This window comes from Pseudomonas sp. RGM 3321 (assembly GCF_022836805.1).
GTDB lineage: Bacteria > Pseudomonadota > Gammaproteobacteria > Pseudomonadales > Pseudomonadaceae > Aquipseudomonas.
The window spans coordinates 107,928-127,361 of record NZ_JALHBH010000121.1 but is presented as its reverse complement, the minus strand read 5'-3'; the positions used below and the strand labels follow the sequence as shown (position 1 = coordinate 127,361).

General features: G+C 59.1%; 12 protein-coding genes. 3 read left to right on the top strand and 9 right to left on the bottom strand.

Annotated elements, in window-relative coordinates:
* Positions 1-6 precede the first annotated feature (6 nt).
* The 5 genes from hrpZ to RGM3321_RS26040 all read right to left on the bottom strand — a co-directional run bounded on the left by hrpZ (position 7) and on the right by RGM3321_RS26040 (position 6,003).
* Positions 7-1,035, bottom strand: a complete 1,029-nt coding sequence (hrpZ, locus tag RGM3321_RS26060; protein WP_244395453.1) for a type III secretion system effector HrpZ — start codon at positions 1,033-1,035, stop codon at positions 7-9.
* Between the two features lie 52 nt (positions 1,036-1,087).
* A complete protein-coding gene (locus RGM3321_RS26055) occupies positions 1,088-1,414 on the bottom strand; it encodes a hypothetical protein (protein ID WP_244395452.1) in 327 nt (108 codons plus the stop codon).
* A gap of 92 nt (positions 1,415-1,506) precedes the next feature.
* Positions 1,507-2,415, bottom strand: a complete 909-nt coding sequence (gene hrpS, locus RGM3321_RS26050) for a transcriptional regulator HrpS (RefSeq protein ID WP_244395451.1) — start codon at positions 2,413-2,415, stop codon at positions 1,507-1,509.
* Between the two features lie 45 nt (positions 2,416-2,460).
* Entirely contained in the window at positions 2,461-3,405 is a 945-nt protein-coding gene (gene hrpR, locus RGM3321_RS26045; protein ID WP_244395450.1) for a transcriptional regulator HrpR, read from the bottom strand.
* A 1,074-nt stretch (positions 3,406-4,479) separates the two neighbouring features.
* A complete protein-coding gene (locus tag RGM3321_RS26040) occupies positions 4,480-6,003 on the bottom strand; it encodes a lytic transglycosylase domain-containing protein (RefSeq protein WP_244395449.1) in 1,524 nt (507 codons plus the stop codon).
* 219 nt (positions 6,004-6,222) lie between these two features.
* On the opposite strand from RGM3321_RS26040, the gene RGM3321_RS26035 reads away from it, so the two are divergent.
* On the top strand, positions 6,223-11,592 hold the full coding sequence (locus RGM3321_RS26035) for an AvrE-family type 3 secretion system effector (protein WP_244395448.1): 5,370 nt from the start codon (positions 6,223-6,225) through the stop codon (positions 11,590-11,592).
* Positions 11,593-11,654: 62 nt separating this feature from the next.
* On the opposite strand, the gene RGM3321_RS26030 is transcribed toward RGM3321_RS26035, so the two are convergent.
* The 3 genes from RGM3321_RS26030 to RGM3321_RS26020 form a co-directional block, all read right to left on the bottom strand.
* Positions 11,655-12,044, bottom strand: a complete 390-nt coding sequence (locus RGM3321_RS26030) for a type III secretion system chaperone (protein WP_244395443.1) — start codon at positions 12,042-12,044, stop codon at positions 11,655-11,657.
* 105 nt (positions 12,045-12,149) lie between these two features.
* Positions 12,150-14,312 carry a restriction endonuclease gene (locus RGM3321_RS26025; RefSeq protein ID WP_244395442.1) on the bottom strand — a complete coding sequence of 721 codons (2,163 nt, stop codon included), beginning with the start codon at positions 14,310-14,312 and terminating at the stop codon, positions 12,150-12,152.
* Positions 14,309-14,803, bottom strand: coding sequence for a CesT family type III secretion system chaperone (locus RGM3321_RS26020; RefSeq protein ID WP_244395781.1), 495 nt, complete (start codon positions 14,801-14,803; stop codon positions 14,309-14,311). The genes RGM3321_RS26025 and RGM3321_RS26020 overlap by 4 nt, the downstream gene beginning before the upstream one ends.
* Positions 14,804-15,107: 304 nt before the next feature.
* Between RGM3321_RS26020 and RGM3321_RS26015 the strand changes: the two genes are divergently transcribed.
* Positions 15,108-16,400, top strand: coding sequence for a pectate lyase (locus RGM3321_RS26015; RefSeq protein WP_244395441.1), 1,293 nt, complete (start codon positions 15,108-15,110; stop codon positions 16,398-16,400).
* Between the two features lie 83 nt (positions 16,401-16,483).
* On the opposite strand, the gene RGM3321_RS26010 is transcribed toward RGM3321_RS26015, so the two are convergent.
* The gene (locus tag RGM3321_RS26010; protein ID WP_244395440.1) at positions 16,484-17,935 is read right to left on the bottom strand and encodes a type III effector; all 1,452 of its coding nucleotides are present in this window, start codon (positions 17,933-17,935) and stop codon (positions 16,484-16,486) included.
* Between the two features lie 342 nt (positions 17,936-18,277).
* Between RGM3321_RS26010 and RGM3321_RS26005 the strand changes: the two genes are divergently transcribed.
* Positions 18,278-19,222: a bestrophin family ion channel gene (locus RGM3321_RS26005; protein WP_244395439.1), complete on the top strand. Its 945-nt coding sequence runs from the start codon at positions 18,278-18,280 to the stop codon at positions 19,220-19,222.
* Positions 19,223-19,434 lie beyond the last annotated feature (212 nt).

Here is a 19,434-nt window from a genome sequence, read left to right as displayed (position 1 = left end):
TGTCGGTCAGGCCGCGGCGTGATTGCGGGTGCCTTGCAGCAGTGTACTGACCAGCAAGGTGGCGATTTGCGCAGCGCTCGACTGCACGTCGGTAGCGGTTTGTCCGGCGTCCTTGAGCGTCGCTTCAAGACCCCTGAGCAGCAAGCCGCCCAGCAACTGGTCAAGATCCTGAGCGGACTGTCCGCCATTCGCCGCCGTGCCGGTCTGCGGGGTGTTTACGGGTGTGCCCAGTCCACCACCGGCCAATACCGATTGCAGGCCACGGTCGATAAGCTCGCCGATCAGTTGCCCCGCTTCACCACTGGTAGTGCCGCTGTCACCGGGACCGGTATTGGCGTCGATCAGCGGATCACCCGTCACGGACGAGTTGCTGGAAAAACTGCTCGGAGTGCCCAGACCTCCACCCGTCCCCGCCAGACCGCCAGCGCCACTCTGCTGATTACCCAGTTGCTGGCCAATGATGTCGAGTGCCGAGCGGAATGCAGCCGTTTCGTCGCCATCAAGGAAGTTGTCTTCCTTGAGTTCGTTCACCCAGGAACCCGAGTCCGGCTTGGGAAACTGTGCGGGATTGTCATCCATGAACTGCGCGATCTTGTTCAGCATCGGCATATCGTCTTCGGAGAAGCTTGTCCCGCCATCCTGTTTGGTCAGAAGATCATCGAGCATCGACTTGGCCAGGCCATTGAGCACCTGAGTCATCAGGTCCTGCTGTCCGTTACCCGAGGCGTTGTCCGCAGACGCGCCGAAGTTGTCACCCAGCTTTTCATGGATCAGCTTGTCCAGCGCAGCGATGACATCCTCGATACCGCCGCCCGCCTTGCCATCCGCGGCCATCGACTTGGCCAGCAGTTTGCCCAATGGCGAGCTGTCGTCGAGTTGACCGTTGCGCATCAATTCCTCGGCCAGCTTCACGACAACTTCCTGAAGCGCCTTGCTCGACGTACTGGCGCCAGTCGTCTCGGTTTCAGGACGCACCAGGACAAGGGCCGTTGCCGGGGTTTGCAGCGAGCTGCTGTTAAGACTGAGACTCTGCATCACAACCTCCTCAAAGTAGCAGCCCCCTCAGGCACGAAGGGGCTTCAAGAAATCAGAACTGGACGACCGAGTTCCGGATCTTGCTTGCGACGATCTGGTTGGAAAGCGCCTCTTTCTTGTCCTCAAAGCCCGCCAGCATGCTCGATTCGCGCAGCAGGCCGTTCTCTTCGTTCGCGGTGCCGTCAAGCTCGGCACTTTTTGCATCGCCTTTGCTGATGCTGGAGCGAGTCGCGTCGATACTGTCAGTGCTGCCGGTGTTGCTCACCAGTGCAGTATTACGGTCGGCGCTGCTCTTTACGCTGTTGATGCCTTGAGCGGCACCACCGATCGTGTTGACGACACCGCGACCTGCACCCGCCAGAGAACTCATGATAGTCATAACGTCATACCCCTTCGTCTGTACCAGCGTAATTGCTTGGTACAGCTAGGTGGCATGCGTCCGCGAATCGGTTCCAGAACTTCTGCAAAAAATCAGATGCTCAATTCCTTGATGCGGCGGTAGAGCGTACGACGTGGGATATCGAGCTCCAGGCTGGTCGCGTCGATGCAATTGCGGTGGCGCTTGAGCGCTTGCTGAATCAAGGCCTTTTCGATCGCTCGCAGCTGGAACTTGAGCCCGCACGCCAGGTGCTCTTCGGCCTGCGAATCAGCCCCCAGCAAGGGAAAGCCCAACACATGGCGCTTTGCAGCGGCCTTGAGCTCGCGGATATTGCCGGGCCAGCGATGCCCCGTCAGTACCTGCTGAAGCAACGGACATACATCGGGAATCGCGAGGTTAAGTTCTTTGGCCGACGCCGCCACAAATCGGGTGAACAACGGCAGGATACGCTCGGGCTGATCGCGCAGCGGCGGCAGTTTGAGGGTCAGCACGTTCAGGCGAAAGTACAGGTCGCGCCGAAACTTGCCCTCTTCGACGGCGTCGTCCAGACAGCCCTGGGCCGAGGCAATCACACAGATATCCAGGTTGATTGTGGAGGTCGAACCCAGACGCTCCAGTGCACGGGTTTCAAGCACCCTCAGCAGCTTGGCCTGGAGGGCGAGCGGCATGCTATCGATCTCATCCAGGTACAAGGTTCCGCCCTGCGCCGCCTCGATGTAGCCCATTCGGGAGCGGTCGGCGCCGGTATAGGCCCCACTCACCACTCCGAACAGCTCGCTCTCGGCGAGCGATTCCGGAATGGCTGCGCAGTTCATCGGGACGAAACGACCCTGGCGTCCGGACATGTTGTGAATGCGCCGGGCAATGGTGTCTTTACCGGTACCGGTCTCGCCCGACAGCAGGACATCAATGCCGAGCTGCGAAATACTTTCGGCAACGATCCCCAGATTGGGTACGCGCTCCGCATCCAGGTGATCGTCAAACTCATCGTCGAGATTCATTTCATGACTCCAATGGCATCAGCGTTGCGCGAGCGCAGCAGCGATTCAGGACTCGGCTACCAGGTCGATATGCGAAGCAACCCCCAGCTCTTTCATGCGGTGGTAGAGGGTGCGCCGGGGCAGTTCGAGCTCCTCGAGCACAGCGTCGAAATTGTGCCGATGTCGCTTCAAGGCATCCTGAATGAGCATTTTCTCGATAACGCGCATCTGCATGCGCAGCCCTGTTACCGGGTCACGCGCTTCGACCGGCTCAGCGCCCAGCAACGGCAACCCCAGGACAAATCGCTTGGCAGCCGACTTCAGTTCGCGCACGTTGCCGGGCCAGTCATGGCTCAACAGGATCTGTACACGTCGATTGTCGAGCGTTGGAACGGAGCGGCCGGATTCTGCGGCGATGTCCTGGGTGAACTGGTCGAACAATGGCAAAATCTGCTCGCGACGCTTGCGCAAGGCTGGCAACTGCAGTGTCAGCACATTGAGCCTGAAAAACAGGTCACGACGAAAAAGTCCTTGTTCCACCAGTTCATCCAGCGGACGCTGGGCCGAAGCAATCACTCGCAGATCCAGTGGTATGAAATCGGTCGAGCCTAGCCGCTCGACGCCCCTGCTTTCCAGCACCCGCAAGAGCTTGGCCTGAAGGCTCAACGGCATGCTGTCGATTTCATCCAGATAGAGGGTGCCGCCGTTGGAGGCTTCGATGTAGCCCTCGCGAGCCCGGCACACGCCGGTGAACGCACCATTGACCACGCCGAACAACTGGCTCTCTGCCAACGATTCGGGGATGGCCGCACAGTTCATGCCGACAAAGGGCCCGGTCCTGCTCGACAGCTCGTGAATCCGGCTGGCCAGGGTATCTTTGCCGGTGCCGGTTTCCCCGCAAAGAAGCAAATCCATATCCAGTAGCGCGCTGTTCATTACAATTTGATGACCAGCCGATAATGCAATTACGTTCCAACACGTTCGAACGTCGTTATCAATGTCTGTGCTCATCGATCACTCTCATAGCGGGAGGAAGTCGGGATATTAATACCACGTCTTACAAGGCACACATATAGCCATTTAGTTCCCCGCCGACTGTGAAAAATTTCACAAATTCGAGAATGACTATCAAGTAGCGCCAGAACCTTAAGCCCCACTTGGTATAGCGAAAGCGCTTTAAAATGATCCCATTAATATATACTTATTCCAAAACTATCATAGGCTTACGCTGGCCATTCGTCGCTGCAGCCCCCGTGACTGCGGGGAATTCAGCCGCATGCCCGATCATGGGTCATAATGAAATCGAAAAATTTGTAACTTGCCAATCGCAGAAAAAACAGATAGCCACCCCATGAACCTGATAGCACACTTAGTAGGCGCCGCAGCACGTTAGTTCTTTACAGCAATATAAAATGAGCAAACCAAAACAGCCATTTTTACGAACGTACTGTATTAACTTTCCATACACCCACAACTAATACACTCAAGAAAAAACCGGTTAACGTTTAACTTACTCCATACGTCCAACTAGGGAGAACCGGTTGCAAGACAGAACCCGACAACTGGGCTGATACAAACAAGACCACAGTCGGATTTCCGAACGATAGCGCATCTCTGATCTGGTTGGATCCATAACTCTCCCATTTTTTGGGCTCATCTCGCGATAGCTTTTTGCCACCCATGCATTCGGTAATCCGAACGCGTGGCCTTTTCAGAATGCGTATTTGCAGGTTTTGAAAATGGCTAATTAGCTGAAAGGATTCACTGTAGGACAATCTGCCAATCCAGGCTTATAGCGTTATGAACGCCTCTCACCATAAGCAGCGCTGATACCCCGTCATCACTGAGATTGCTTCAAAAAATGTGTACGTATTTCCTTACAATTCTTTACAAAGTTTGCGTGAGCCATTGAGAAACATATTTGGTAAAGCTTGGTCCGCCACCCTTTTCACGCCCTTGTAAAGACAAAAAAAGGAGCAGAATTTTTTATTCGAAGGTTTCGGGCACGCGCTGGGAGCGCGAAAAAGCACTAAAAAAGGGCAATTTTCAGGTGCTTTAAGCGCTCAGGAGAAAAAAATCGAGAGGTTATTGGCGTGGATCGTTTGCGTACACCACGACACGAGGACCGTTCGGCAGCTCACGCGGCTCATCGCGGTACGCGATCTCGTCGCGCTTGCGTGGCGACGAACGGTCATCGATGTACAGCCTCTTTTGTATCCGGCGGTCCAGTAGCGAACGCTCGTTTGTCGCCTGCGACGACGCCTGACGCGCAGGCTGGATAGGCTCAGACGCTGGCACCTGCTCTGCAGCCTCAACGGGTTGCGCGGGGCCGGGCAAGGGCTCCTGCCTGGCAACCTGGACGACTTTCGGTTGCGGTTCACGCCTGACCGGCTGCACCGATTCCGGTGCTGGCTCGCGCTCAAGCACCTGCATCAGGCCTGCCGTCTGCTCGCGCCCTGCTGCCTGCAACGGTTCAGGCGTCGGAGCGCGCTCGGCCACTTGCGACGATGGCTGCCGCTCGATCACACGCTTTCCGGGACTTGCCGGGATGACAGCGGTTGTCGGCGACTCTCCGGTGATCCGCTCGATACCTGCCGTCAACACCTGCGTGTGGGTCTTGGGAATCAGCAAACGTCCCGGCCCATCCGGGGTCTTTTTTCGCAGGAATGCCGGGTTGAGGCGCAACAACTGTGCCTCGTCTACCCCAGTGGTGGCGGCGAGCTGAGTCAGGTCTACCGTGTGGTTGAGCTCAACCACATCGAAATACGGCATGTTGGCGACCGGCGTCAGTTGCACGCCGTAGGCGCCTGGATTGCGCACCACCAGCGAAAGTGCCAGCAGGCGCGGAACGTAGTCCTGGGTTTCCCGGGGTAAATTCAAATGCCAGTAGTCGACAGGCATGCCACGTCGACGGTTGGCGTCGATCGCTCGTGCAACCGTGCCCTCGCCTGCGTTATAGGCCGCCAGTGCCAACAGCCAGTCGTTATTGAACTGATCATGCAGGCGAGTCAGATAGTCCATCGCCGCCTTGCTTGACGCGACGACATCGCGGCGGGCGTCGTAGGTAGCGCTCTGGTTCAAGTTGAACTGGCGACCGGTGGACGGGATGAACTGCCAGAGGCCGGCTGCCGCCGCCGGGGAGTTGGCCAAGGGATTGTAAGAGCTCTCAATCATAGGCAGCAGCGCCAGTTCCAATGGCATGTTGCGCTCATCGAGACGTTCGACAATGAAATGCAGGTAAGGCGTGGCGCGCTTGCTGGCCCCGGTCAGAAAACCGCGATTGTTCAGCAGCCAGTCACGCTGGCGAGCGATACGTTCATTGACGCCCTGCCCGTCAACCAGCCGGCATCGCTGCGCCACCCGTTGCCAAACGTCCTCGCCGTTGTAGACGGGCAAATCGACAACAGTCGTTGCAGCTCGAGGATCCGCCTGCGCGTCGTCAGAGCGATGCCCCAGCCCGGCGACCAGTCGCGGCAAGCGGTCCAGGCGCGATGGTGAGTCATCGACTGACTGACAGCCCACACACAGCGCCCCCAGGGCCAGAACGGCGATCTGTACCGAACGAGCCAGCAAACGAGGAGACGAAACGTGGAGGGCAACGGCGGCCATGTGCGGAATGTCCTGAACGTGTCCCCCTACGTGGCACGCCCGCCTTTCCAGTTCCCTGCAAGGCGTATTTCGCTTGCGTACGCACAAGCCTGAAACGTTTCAGCCAGCTGTTTTTCTGTGGAACCGGTGCCTTTCCCATGCCACACAGGAGCTGAAGGACTTTTCAAAAGGGTTACACAATCGCCGTCGTCGGGCGGCAAATGGAAAGGGAGATGCACCGTGCAGGCACCAACGGTCAACCGAAATACCGGAAACGTCATTGCGACAGAAGCGACAGCAAGAGCCGACAACCCTTCAAATCTCCGGCAGCAAACCGAACAGCCGACCCAGCGCTCCTCACATTCGCTGGGCAGTATGGGCAAACGGCTGCTGAAAAGCGTCGGTAAGGTGTTCCAGAAATCCAGGGCACCCCGGCAGTCGGCAGCCAGACCGCCCAGTACACAACCCCCCTCAAGCTCACCGCCGCGCTCCAGTCGCGAGGCGGGCAGAAACACCAGTCGTGACAATCGTCTGCCAGATAACCCGCCGCCGCGCAACGATCCTCCCCCCAAGTCAATTCTGCGCACCCGTGCGAACAGGGCAAACGCTTCAGGAACGACGAAGCATGAAATAGAACAAGGATCGACGCGGGCAGACACTGCCCCCCGCAACAATCGCCGTGTCACGTTCAATCTTCCGCAGGATCAGCTCACACGCAGCGTCTCAGAGCAGTTAGCCGCAGAGCCCATGACTGACGAAGAGGCGGTCGCCAGCGCTGTGCGTGAACGCCGTAACCCCGGCGGCCGTCTGCAAGGCCTCGATGGCACACGCCAGTCAATGCAGCCTGTAGGCCCGAATACGGCAAGCAGTTCCGGTACCAAAGCCGACGATCCTGATGGGCCGCTCGCACGCCGCAATACCCAGCTGGAAAGTAGCACCGGCGGGCGCTCCGAGCTCAGTAGCGAGCAACTGATGCGCGATACGCGACCACAGGCCACTATCAGGCTGAGTGCCGATGGCAAGCCGGATTTCTCTTCGTTCAAGACGCCCGGCATGGCCGCGTTGCTGAACGACATACTCGCCAAGCCCGGACAAACCTATCTGGCGCAGCAGAGTGAGCAAGGCGTGCAGGGCCATCAACTGTTGCAAGCCAACGGGCATCTGCTGCATCTGGCGCAAGGTGACAGCTCGCTGGCGGTCATCCGCAGCAGCGAGCCAACACTGCCGGTGGCAGGCGGGAAACCTCCGCCGGTGAACATGCAGCGTGAAGAAAATCACATTCATCTCGACACCCTTGACAGGCGGCGCAGCCAGGAGTTGCCAGGCAAGGCACATATCGCCCACCTCACCGACGTCCATCAGGCCACCAACGGCGACCGCCTGCGCGTACACGAAGACCGGCTGTACCAGTTCGAATCGCTCGCCGCACGCTGGAAGCCGGTGGATGAAATCGAGAACATCGCTTTCAATCGCCTGATAACCGGAGGCAACGGCTCGGTCTACGCCAAAAGTGACGATGTCGTCGTCGATCTCTCCAGCCCGTTCATGCCGCACGCAGAGTTCAACGACCTGAAGTCATTTTCGGTCGCGCCTGACGATACCGCGGCACTGCTCAGCGGCTCGGATGTGCAGACCGTCCTGCTCACCGACATGAGTCCGGTGATTGGTGGGCTGACCCCAAAAAAAACCAAAACCCTGGAACTCGACGGTGGTCAGGCACAGGCCGCCGAAGTCGCCCTGAGCAACGACAGGCTATTTATTGCCGACACGCAGGGCAGGCTTTACAGCACTGATCGCAGCGCCTTCGAAAGCAACGAGCCAACGTTGCGCCTGATGCCAGAACGGGCCGACTACAGGCTGGACGATCAACCAATGGGCGGCCACAACAGCGTCAGCGGATTCATCAGCGGCGATGACGGTCGCGTGCACGCACTGATCAGGAATCGTCAGGGCGAGGTGCACTCCCATGCGCTCGACGAGCAGGGTGCGAAGCTGGAAAGCGGCTGGAACCTGACCAATGCGCTGGTCCTGGACAACACACGCGGACTGACGGTTATGCCGGCGCCCGTCGGTGCAGACCGCCTGCACCTCGACCGTGCCGGTCTGGTCGGTCTGAGCGCCGGACGCATCCAGCGTTGGGACGCGACGCCGCAGTGCTGGAAAGACGCAGGCATCAAGGATGTCGATCGCTTGCAGCGCGGAGCCGACAGCAATGCCTACGTGTTGAAAGGTGGCAAGCTGCTCAGGCTCGACGTGGCCCCTAAACACCCCAATGTCGCCTTCGACCACAATACGGCACTGGCCCAGATAGCGCGCTCGACCAAGGTGGCGATGGGCAAGGAAATCGCAGGGCTGGAGAATCGGGTCGTGACCGCCTTTGCCATGGTCAGCGACAAGCGCTTTGTCGCGCTCGATGATCAGAACAGGCTGACGGCCCATAGCAAGGACCACAAACCCATTGATCTGGATACCTCCGCAATTGACGGAGACATCAAGGATCTGGCCCTGGACGAAAAGCATAATCTTTACACGCTGAGCAGCACCGGCAAGCTGTATTGCATGCCCAGAGAGGCATGGCAGGCAACTCGATTCGGAGGCCAGTTGGCCGCCAAATGGACGCCGCTGGCAGCGCCCGACGGGCAACCGGTCAAAGCGCTGTACAGCAATGATGACAATCGCTTGAGCGTCCAGGTCGAGGACGCCGCCGGTCAAGGCCTGATGCAACTGAAAGAGGGTCAGTGGCAAGCGTTCAAGCAGCGTCCCGTGGAAAAAAACGGCTTGAACGACGTTTACAACCGCATCACGCGCGCACACAAGACCTGGCGGATTCCAGGCACCGGGTTGACAGCAAAGCTGGACATCAATGCATTCGGGCGCAGCGGCATGGAGAAAAGCAATCGCCCCTCCGCCAGCGAGGCCATGCGGGCCAACGTTTACAAGAACACGCTGGAACCGCCTCGCTGGATGAAGAACGTCGGCAACAATATCCAGCATCGCTATCACGGTCGCGAGGGCCTGAAGGAGCTCTACAAGAAAGAGCTGATCGCGTTCAAACAACTTGAACTGATTCATGAAGCCGACGGTACACCGCCGACCCCGGGCAACGATCTGAAAGCGCGAATTGCGCGCCTGCAGCTTGGCCCTGAAGGCGCTGAGCTGGCAAAAGAACTCGAAGTATTCCGCGACGAACTGGAAAAGCACGCCAGGACGGCGTTGGAGAACATTGGCAAGGATTACGGCAAGCTCAAAAATCTCAGGCAGAACGACGGTGTGCTCAACCAGCACAGCGCATTGGCAAAGTCATCGAAACGCACTCAGCTAGGCAAGAAGCTGGCTGAACTTGGGTCGATGCTCAACTTCAAAAGCTCCGGCCATGATTTCGTCAATGAGCTGGATAACGCCCTGACCCGGGTCGCCCCGTCCGCAGAAAACCCGACGGCCACAACGCTCAGGCTGCTGAAAGATAACGGTGTAAAGCTTTCTCACACCAAAACCGATATCGGTATGGGCCAACGCCGCGATGCCAATGAAGATCACGGGCTGAGCAAGGCCCGTTTGGCGCTCGATCTGGTCACCCTGAACGACCTCGGTGCGCTGATCAGCAAGGTTGAGTTGCTGGCACGCAGCAGCGACCTGCCCAGGCTGCAAGCGGAATTGACCACGTTACGCGATGTGATCTATGGCGAGAATCCGGTCAAGCAGGTCACTGACATGGGCTTTACCGATAACGCAGCACTGGAAGGCGCGTATGACGCGGTCAAGGCGTTCTCGAACGCACTCAAGAAATCCGACCACGCGGTCAGCGTCAATATGCGCGCGGCAACCGGCAGCCAGGATCAGTCCGAACTGGCCGACACGCTCAAGGCCATGCTCAAAAACCTGGAGCATGGCGACGATGAAATCGGCGTGCAACGCAGTTACGGCCTGAACCTGACCAGCCCGTTCGCCGTCCTTGCCGACAAGTCGACAGGCCCGTGGCCGACCGCCGGCGCTACCGGCAATCGCAACTACCTCTTCAGTGCCGAACGTTGCGAAGGCGGCGTGACCCTGTACCTGATGAGAGAAGCGGCCGGCAATATCAGCGGCGGGGTGGGCGGCGGCAAGGACTACTGGCCTGGCTTTTTCGACGAAAACCACCCTGCCCGCAGCGTCGATATCGGTAACAACCGCAAGATGACGCCGAACTTCCGTCTTGGCGCAGACGTGACCGCAACCGCTGCCGCCAGCCAGCGTGCCGGGGTGATCTTCAATGTGGCGGACGACGAAATCGACGGGTTCGTCGACGACCTGTTCGAAGGCAAGCTCAACCCCTTGCAGCTGTTGAACAAGGTCAAGGACCACGAAACCTATGAAGCGCGCCGCTTCAATTTCGATATCACCACAGGCTTCAGCGCTGATATGCGCGTCGGCTTCGGCCTGTCGGAGGCCGACAGCGCGCCGCTTTCCGCGGTTGCGCGTCTGGGCGTGGCGGCGAATGTCACGGTCAACCTGCTGAGCTACACCGATTACTCCCTGACCCAGAAGAACGACAAGACAGAGCTACGCGAAGGCGGCAAGAACCGGCCGCGTCTTTTCAATAGCCTGATCTTCGGCGGACAGGCGCGCGGGCAGATCGGTGGCACGCATACCAACTCCACAGCTACCCCGGCCTCCGCTGCCGGGCCGACACCGGCGACTCAATCGGCGGCCAATAACCTGGGGGTCGCAGCGAACGTGACCATTGATGACAAAACCGTCAAACGGGTCAAGTTCCGCTTTAACGTAGCGACCCCGATGACCACCGAGAGCCTGGACAAACTGTCGAAAAGTCTCGGTGCAGCCTTCAAGGACAAAGCCACGACAGCCCGCCTTGCAGAGCTGCAGAATCCGCTGAACGCTCTTTACGTCGACATGAACCCTGAGCAGGCTATTCAGGCACGACTTGACGGGCTCAAAGCGCTGTTTGCCGAGAGACCGTCGCAGAACGACACGCAATACAAGGCGCTTCGAGACCTGAAACGGGTAGGCGTGCAACACGAAGCGTCGATCAACAATCACAGTGTGCTGGACAATGCCCGCTTTGAAACCAGCAAGACCAGCCTGTCCGGCCTGAGCAAGGAAAGTATCCTCACCAGAATCATGGGTTCGATACGCGAAGCCAGTGCGCCAGGCAACGCGGCCAGGGTCGCCGAGTACATGCGTCAGGACCCGACGCTCAGCGCCATGGTCAAGCAACTTGAAAACAGCCAGGGCACCCTCGCCCGGGTACGCCTTGAACCGAAAGACTCGCTGATCGACGAGATCGACGAAGGCAGCCGCAGGGGGACGCTGACGCAGACCGAACTCTCCAGCCTTCTGGAAAATCGCAACAACATGAGAATCAAAAGGCTGGTGGTGTTCCATGCCCCACCGCAGACCGAGAACTTCACGTCACCTACGCCACTGATCAGCTACAACAGCGGCGCCTCGCTGAGCGTGAACAAGACCCTCGGGCGGATCAATTTCATCTATGGCGAAGACCAGGACAAACCCATCGGCTACACGTTCGACGGGGAACTGTCGCGACCCTCGGCGTCGCTGAAAGATGCGGCAGGCGAGTTGAAACTGTCGGGCTTCGAAGTCAAAAGCTGATAGTTGAAACACCGTAAAAAGCGCCGCATGGAAGCGGCGCGTTGGCGGGCAATCCCGTCTGCTCAGGCGTGCAGAAATGCGCGGGCTTCGCGAGCCTGAGCAATAAAGCCACGCGTCAGGTCGCAAAACGCTGGCTCATCGAGCGACACCAGCTCACGTTGCGCACACAGGCGCACATCGCCCTGATCGACGGCAAACCAGCAACCGTGCAAGCGGGCGACGTCGAAGTTCAGGCTCAACAACTGCTGCAAATCGGCAGAGCGTTCAGGGCAGCGCCCGACACGGCAATGAAAGATGACCATCTCACTGTGCTCGGGCAACTCGATGATGGCGGCTTCGTTGTCCTGGCCGTCATACAGCGCGCATACCCCGTTCTGCCAGGTAAGCGAAGTGCCAAGCTGGGCACCCAGCGCAGTGATGAAACGGGAGAACTCGTGTTGCGAGGTATTCATCGTCATAGTCCTTTAGGAAAAGCCTGAGCTGACCAGGCAGTGAGTGGCTGCCTGGCTCTGCAGGTTCCACAAAAAGGGGCCGCCAGGGACACAGCCCCCGTGTGTTTATGAGCCTCGACGGCCCTCCTCCATCGAACTCAGTTCGACATCGACGGGGTCAGCGTTGTCCGCAGGCAAGGGTGTCTCTGGCGCGTTGCGTGAATTGCGCAAGGCCGAAACACCTTTCGATACGCCCTCTTCCACCCCGCGGAGTGTATCCACCACCAATTGGGTCGGCAATTGCAACGCCCCTCTGCCCATGTGATAGGCGCTTTCAACGGCTCTGGGGATACCAAGCGCAGTCCCCGGCTGGAACGTGTGTGGCAGTGAAGCTCTGTCTGGATGGCGAATATTGTTCCAGGCGCTTTCAGTACGCGGCAGCATCGGCATTGCGCCGCCCATGCCCGCCTCTTTCAGGGCCTTGGCCTCGGCCGTAACCGACTGGTTGGCATACAGGGTCGACAGGTAAGACACCGAACCGGTTGCCGCCAGCGCCATGTTGCGCAGGATATTCCCCGCGCTGAGCGTGCCGGATGCACCTTGGGGCTGGACGGCAACCGGTGGTAGCGCACCGTTCAGCGCTGCGCTCTGCACACCTGAAACAGCCTTGCTGTAGAACGCGGTGCGTACCGCCGGTTCGCGAAGGTCCAGGCCTTTGGCCAGGTCCTTGCCCAGGTCGGCATTGGCGCGGTCCGGGGTGAAGACCGGGATCTTGCGCCCGCGCGGATCGACATAGGTCGAGTTCAGCTGTGCAATGGTCTGGGTGCTGGCTGATATGGCCCCGGCGATCCCGGAGGTCACCGCTCTGGCCGACAGGGTCTGGCCATTGAGCAGATTGAAATCATTGAGCATCTGGCGTACCGCCTGCCCGCCACCAAAGGCGCCGTAGGGGATCATCTCACCCAGTGGATGGGTAGACGAAACCTGAACCTTTTTCTGATTCAAAACCGCTCGCTCGCTTTCGACGAACGCCTTGTCCTCAGCGGCTTCCTCAGGCGTTTTTCTGACCAGCGCGCCGTTGTCGTTCTTCAACTCGAAAGGGTCGGGAATCACCGAGTCAGTATCAATCCCCTTGAGCGGCACCATATTCAGCCGCTCGTTGAGGCCGGCTTTCTGAAACCCGGCCTGCACCATCGGCTTCAACAGGTTGGTAACGCCCTCGTGAGCCACCCCGGCAGTCAGTCCTACGGCCAGGGCCCTCTTCATGCTGGCGTCGGCGCTTTTTTCGGGAACGGCATCTTTCATCGCGTCACCGGTGGCCGTGCGGATATACCCCAGGTGGAGCATGGACACCATAAACTGCGGCACCGCTGCCGCGACGATCGGACCGATCCCTTTCCAGCCGCCGACCGAGTTGCGATCGACGTTCAGCTTGTCGATCAGAGCATCCATTTGCGTGTGAGCGGCAACGGCACTCAACCGCTTGGCTTCAGGCGATTTGCAGAAGTCGGCGTGCAGGTCGCTCAGCATCGCCCTGGCCGTTTCCAGCGCCTGCCTGTCCATCAGCAAAACCGGTCTGCTGTCCTCAGTGGCGCCCTCCAACTGGCTGTCCAGCGCGGCGATGCGTTCGTCCAGCACCGCGAGACTGTGGTTCAGCCCCGCTTCGATGGATTTACTCGCCCGACCGGCGTATTCGCCAAGCGCCGCCTGACTGACCGCCAGCGTGTTGCGGTCGCGCAGCCCTCCGGGGCCGAATGCCTCAGCCGTCGCGTCATGCATGAGCTGGAAGTGCTCCAGCTGGTCTGCGAGCGACCGGGCAAAGCCCTTAATCAGTTGTTCGGTCTCGGCCTTGCCTGGCAGATGCCCTGGCTCAGCGAATCGTCCGAGCATTTGCTGTAAATCGGAGCCGTGAAACTGTTGCAACGCATAACGCTCAGGCGACAAACGGGCGGCCATGACCTCGAAGGGCAGTTTTTCAGACTGCAACAGACTGCCGATCAGCAGGGCCGCGTTAGCGCTGATAGTCGGCGTGGAAGTGCCTTGTACGGTGGGCTGTTCGGCACGAAACTTCTCCAATATCGGCAGATGTCGCGGCGCGACTGGCAGGCGAGCGGCACCGGCCGCCGAGCTTTCCGGCGCTTGCGCGGCCGACTGGCTGGCGGTCAGCGGCGGGTTGCTGCTCGGGCTTACCGCGTGTGGATGAGCCTGGGCGACAGCGGCAGACGGCTGCGGCTGGTTCGCCTGAACGATTTCGGTACTGCCTGATCCGCCGACTCGTGTGCCAATCATTGGAACCTCCCGGAACTCGCAGGATTGTCACGCGTAGTTGCTTGAGAAGCAGGCATATTGACCGGAGCGCCCGCAGCACCCACCGGCCCCATGAAACCGTGCTCGCGCCACTCTCTGGCCAGGTCGGCAAAGGACTTCATCAGCAACAGCACGCCCTCGGCTGTCGCTCGTTCAAGGCCTATCGATCCCATCAGCAGCACTCGGCCGGTCTGGGCATTCCAGGAGAAAGCCGGGCTGTGGGCACCCGAAAACATATGAAAGTTGATGTCCATCAACGCCAGCAAGGCCCTGTCACGATTGCGCGCGGGCAGCGCGCCCATATCCCCGTAGATGAGAATCGCACGCCCCTCGTCGCGGTCCTGATAGTGAAGGGTGAAGTCGACGTCGCTGATTTTGAAATTGGCTGACTCGTAAAAACGTTCAGGTTCGGAGATCAGGCTGAGCGCGCAAATCTCATTGATAAGCGTGTGATATTCATCATTTTTGTTCATTTCACGGCCTCTGAGTGCGATGTGAGTCCACACCATTTTTTTGCTGGCGTGTGCGCACTGAGTCGGAGGGCAAGGGGTTTTGGTTCCTTGGGGCGAGGTGATCTCTCCAGAGCGATGCATCGGGATCATCGTCCGTCAACGCACACAAACGGGAACCCATCCCCCCGTGCTGCCACTCACTTCGGGCAACGCCAAGGCAGAGTCCTCATCGACCTATAGAACCCGACAAGGACGCGGCGATCAACGCCGGTAAATCCGGAAGACGACGCTGGTTCATATGTCCATCACATCGAGGTAAAGCACCATGAGCATCGGTATCAACTCATCCACCTCCTACCAACCCGCTTCAACCCAGCTGGACTTCTCGGCGCTGAGCGGCAAGAGTCCGCAGACCAATACGTTCAGCGATGAGAGCACTGCACAGGCCGTCGACCCGAGTGCCCTGCTGTTCGACACTGCCAGACAGAAAGACGTCAGCTTCGGACAGCCCGACAATACGGTTCAAAACCCCACCGACAGCAGCGCTGCAACTGACACTCAATCCAACGTCGTCAAGCTGCTCAGTGCACTCGTCACATCGCTGCTGCAAATGCTCATGAACCTCAATAAAAAACAGGACACGGGTCAGGACTCCAACGAGTGGCAAGACCCGTTTCAAAACGAGGGAGGACTCGGTACGCCATCGGCCGAAGGCAGTGACGGTGGTACTCAGGAAACTTCAGGCGGTGACGAGGGCGGCGGTACAACGGCGGCGACGGGTGGTGACGGTGGTGGCAGTACATCCCCGACCACTGAAGGTGACGGCGGCGGTAGTTATGTGTCGACTGGCGCAGACGGCAGCGGCGCGCCTTCGACCGAGGACGGAACCGGCGGAGGCGGTGGCAGTGATGGCGTGACGCCTCAAGTCACCCCGCAACTGGCCAATCCCGGCCGCAACTCGGGCAACGGCACGGTTTCGGATACAACGGGCTCTCTTGAGCAATCCGGCGAAGTCGATGTCGTGGAAGACACCATCAAAGTCGGTGCTGGCCAGGTGTATGACGGCCACGGTGCAACCTTTACCGCCGACAAGTCGATGGGCACCGGCGACCAGGACGAACATCAGAAGCCCCTGTTCGAACTGGCCGAAGGCGCTGTGCTGAAAAACGTGAACCTGGGCGAGAACGAAGCCGATGGCATCCACGTGAATGCCAAAAACTCGGAGCAAGTCACCATTGATAACGTGCATGCCCAGAACGTCGGTGAAGACATGATCACGGTCAAGGGTGAAGGCGGCGCAAAGGTCACCAACCTGAACATCACTAACAGCAGCGCCAACGGCGCCGATGACAAGGTCATTCAGCTCAATGCCGATACCCATCTGAAAGTCGACGGTTTCAAGGCCACCGATTTCGGTACGCTGGTCCGCACCAATGGTGGCAAGCAGTTCGATGACATGAGTGTCGAGCTCAATGGCGTGGACGCGACCCACGGCAAGTTCGCACTCGTCAAAAGCGACAGTGACGATCTGAAACTGGCCACTGGCGACATCGCCATGACCGACGTCAAGCACGCCTATGACAAGACCAAGGCGTCTACCCAGCATACCGAACTCTGATACGACGCATACATGAGGAACAAGCAAAGGGGCGCACTCCATGGAAGGCGCCCCTTTGCTTTACCGGCTATGGGTCGAAACGCTTATGAGCGCCCTGGCTGGAACGGCACCGCGCTCGGTGAACCCGCTGCAATGCCACCCTCTTCGATGTCCGGCTCACGAGCATTGCGACGACGTAATGTGTCACGCAAGGATGCCCCCGTCGCTGCAATCACTTCACCACTCGCGTCAATGCCCGCCTTGGCCAGCTTGACGGTCTGGTCAGCTACATAGCTGGTCGAACTCGACGCCGCCGATTTGACCGTGTCCTGCAAGAACGACTCGGCTTTTTTCACTGCGGGGTCGGTTGCGACCGCTGCAGTGGTCCAGGCCGCAAAAACGCCTGCCGAACCGGCCATATTGGTCAGTTGGCTGACCGCCGCCTTGGTGGCCGGATCAGTGATATTTTTGGTCGCCATCTCCTGCAATTTGCCCACGCCGGCAAAGCCGCCTGCCAGGGCCAGCCCGTTTTGCGCCAGACCGGTGGCCGACACCAGGCTTCTCACCGCTTTCAGGCCGTCGGTGGCGACGTCGAGCGGCAGGCCAGCCACCCGCTTGCCGGCGTTCAGCGCCGCGCCGGAGTAGCTGGCTGACTTGATCGCATTGTAGGCCTCGAGCCAGTCGGTTTCTTCACTCAAGTCTGCCTTGGGTTCCTTGTCCTTGATGCCGAGCACGAATGCACCGCCGCGCAAGTGATCACGCGCCTGCACACTAAGCATACGATTGCCGAACCCCGCGTTGGCCGCCAGGCCACCTGCCGCCGACACGCTGATGTCGACCGCACCCTGCACGGCGGGTCTGGATGCCAGTGCTGGCGCCAGTACGGTACGCACCGCATTTCGCGCGCTGTAAGCCTGGACGGCAATGCCCAGATCGACCGCCTGACGCATGACACCCGGCGAACGACGCTTCACGGAAGCCGCCATCGCATCATGCAGTTTCTCAGGCGGGGTACTCAGGTAGTGCAGGTTGCCCGTGGCGCGATTCATGACCGTGGTGCCGACCTGATCCATGATCCCGGACAACGCTCCGGACACAAATGGCGTCAGGGGTTTGAGCGGCGTCGGCAGCCAGTCGCCCTTGTTGATGGCAGGCTGCATGTATTGCAGCACCGACGCAGCGGCAAACGGCGTGGCGCGCAGCGCGGTCGAAGCGGTGGTTGCCATCCTGTCGAACTTCTCCGCCTTGGCGAAGGTGTCGGCAATGGTGGCAGGCGTTTCGCGCTGGTCCAGCAAGCGTCTGGCGCGAGCATCGATGATGTTGTCGATCTGCTCGTTGTGCGCATGAACGGCATCCTGGTCGACTGCCGACTCACTCAACGGCAGTTTGTGCGCAGCGAATACATGATCTTTCAGGTAATCGGTAATGGCTTGCAGATTGGCGTGTTCGGCAGGGCTGAGCTCGCGAACGGAACTGGAGGCCAACGATTCCGATGTGGAATAAAAGCGCTCCAGCTCGATGCTGGGCTGCGGGCTGCCGGGTCGGTTGATGTGCATTGAAACTCCCTCTCTATTGCTTAAGTTGCGTAGCAACGCGCCGAGACGGGTCTGGCCGGACGACTTGCTTGCGAACAGGCAAGGCAATGAGGCGTCGGTCCGAGAGTGATAGCAATTGCAAACGTCCGGGGGCCCGTCAGCGAAAAGGACCGACAAGGCTGTGTGGTCGCAGCAGTGCCGGGGGTTCCAGCTGTTGGTAGGGGTCGCCATGGTCAAGACAGGCGTGACTGCTTCGCCACCATGGAGAATTAAGCGAGCTTTAAGCCTGGGTCAGTAAGTTTGCGGCGTGGTGTGTTGATTGAACGCACCAAACCTCTTCCAACCCAGCAAAGGAGTGCCGCAATGTCTGGTCCTTTTGAAAAAAAATGGCGGTGCATCAGCAGAACGGTCACCTACGTTGGCTGGTCATTGTTCTGGCTTCTGCTCTGGGACGTGGCCGTGACCATGGACTTCATGTTGATCCAGGGTGCGGGGATAGATCTCCCGCTGATGCCGCTCACGCTGTTGTGCTCGGCGCTTATCGTGCTGATCAGCTTTCGCAATTCCAGCGCCTACAACCGCTGGTGGGAAGCGCGCACGCTATGGGGCGCGATGGTCAACAGCTCGCGCAGCTATGGCCGCCAGGTACTGACCTTGATTGAAGGCAGCGCCAATGAACGTGGCAACCCGGTGAAAGAAGTATTGTTCAATCGTCACGTGGCTTACCTGCGGGTACTGCGCGCTCATTTGAAAGGCGATGTCAGTACAGCAAAACTCGAAGGGCTGTTATCGGATTCCGAGATTCAGCGCGCGCGTGAGAGCAATAACTTTCCCAATGACATCCTCAACGGCTCGGCAGCCATGATCTCCGAAGAGTTTGCCGGAGGGCGAATTGACAGCATCCGTCTGGCGCGACTGGAGTCGACCATGGTCGAACTGTCCAACTGCCAGGGCGGCATGGAGCGCATCGCCAATACGCCGCTGCCCTACCCGTACGTCTATTTCCCCAGACTGTTCAGTACCCTGTTCTGCATCATCATGCCGCTGAGCATGGTGACCACCCTGGGCTGGTTCACCCCGGCGATATCCACGGTCGTCGGCTGCATGCTGCTGGCAATGGACCGCATCGGCACTGACCTGCAAGCCCCGTTCGGCGCCAGCCAGCACCGGATTCGCATGGAAGACCTGTGCAACACCATCGAAAAGAACCTGCGCTCGATGTTTGATGCACCGGCAAGGCAAAGTCTGGTGATTGACTCGCAAGATCAGCAGGGCAGCGCCTGGCAACCGCATCGGCTGGTCGTTTGATGCCAGGCACGCTCGTCGCTATTTATAAACGCTGAATATAACTTGCGTGCTGTAGCCGCTTACGTTTAAGAAAGTGGCAAGGCGACGTTGCAACCAGCCATCGCAGTTATGCCTGAACGTACCGGGCTCAGAGGTTTTGCTGTCGGTTCCCGACAGATCGCGTGCAAGCTCGCTCCCACTGAGACAGCGTTGTTCAGGCAGATCGCGCAACG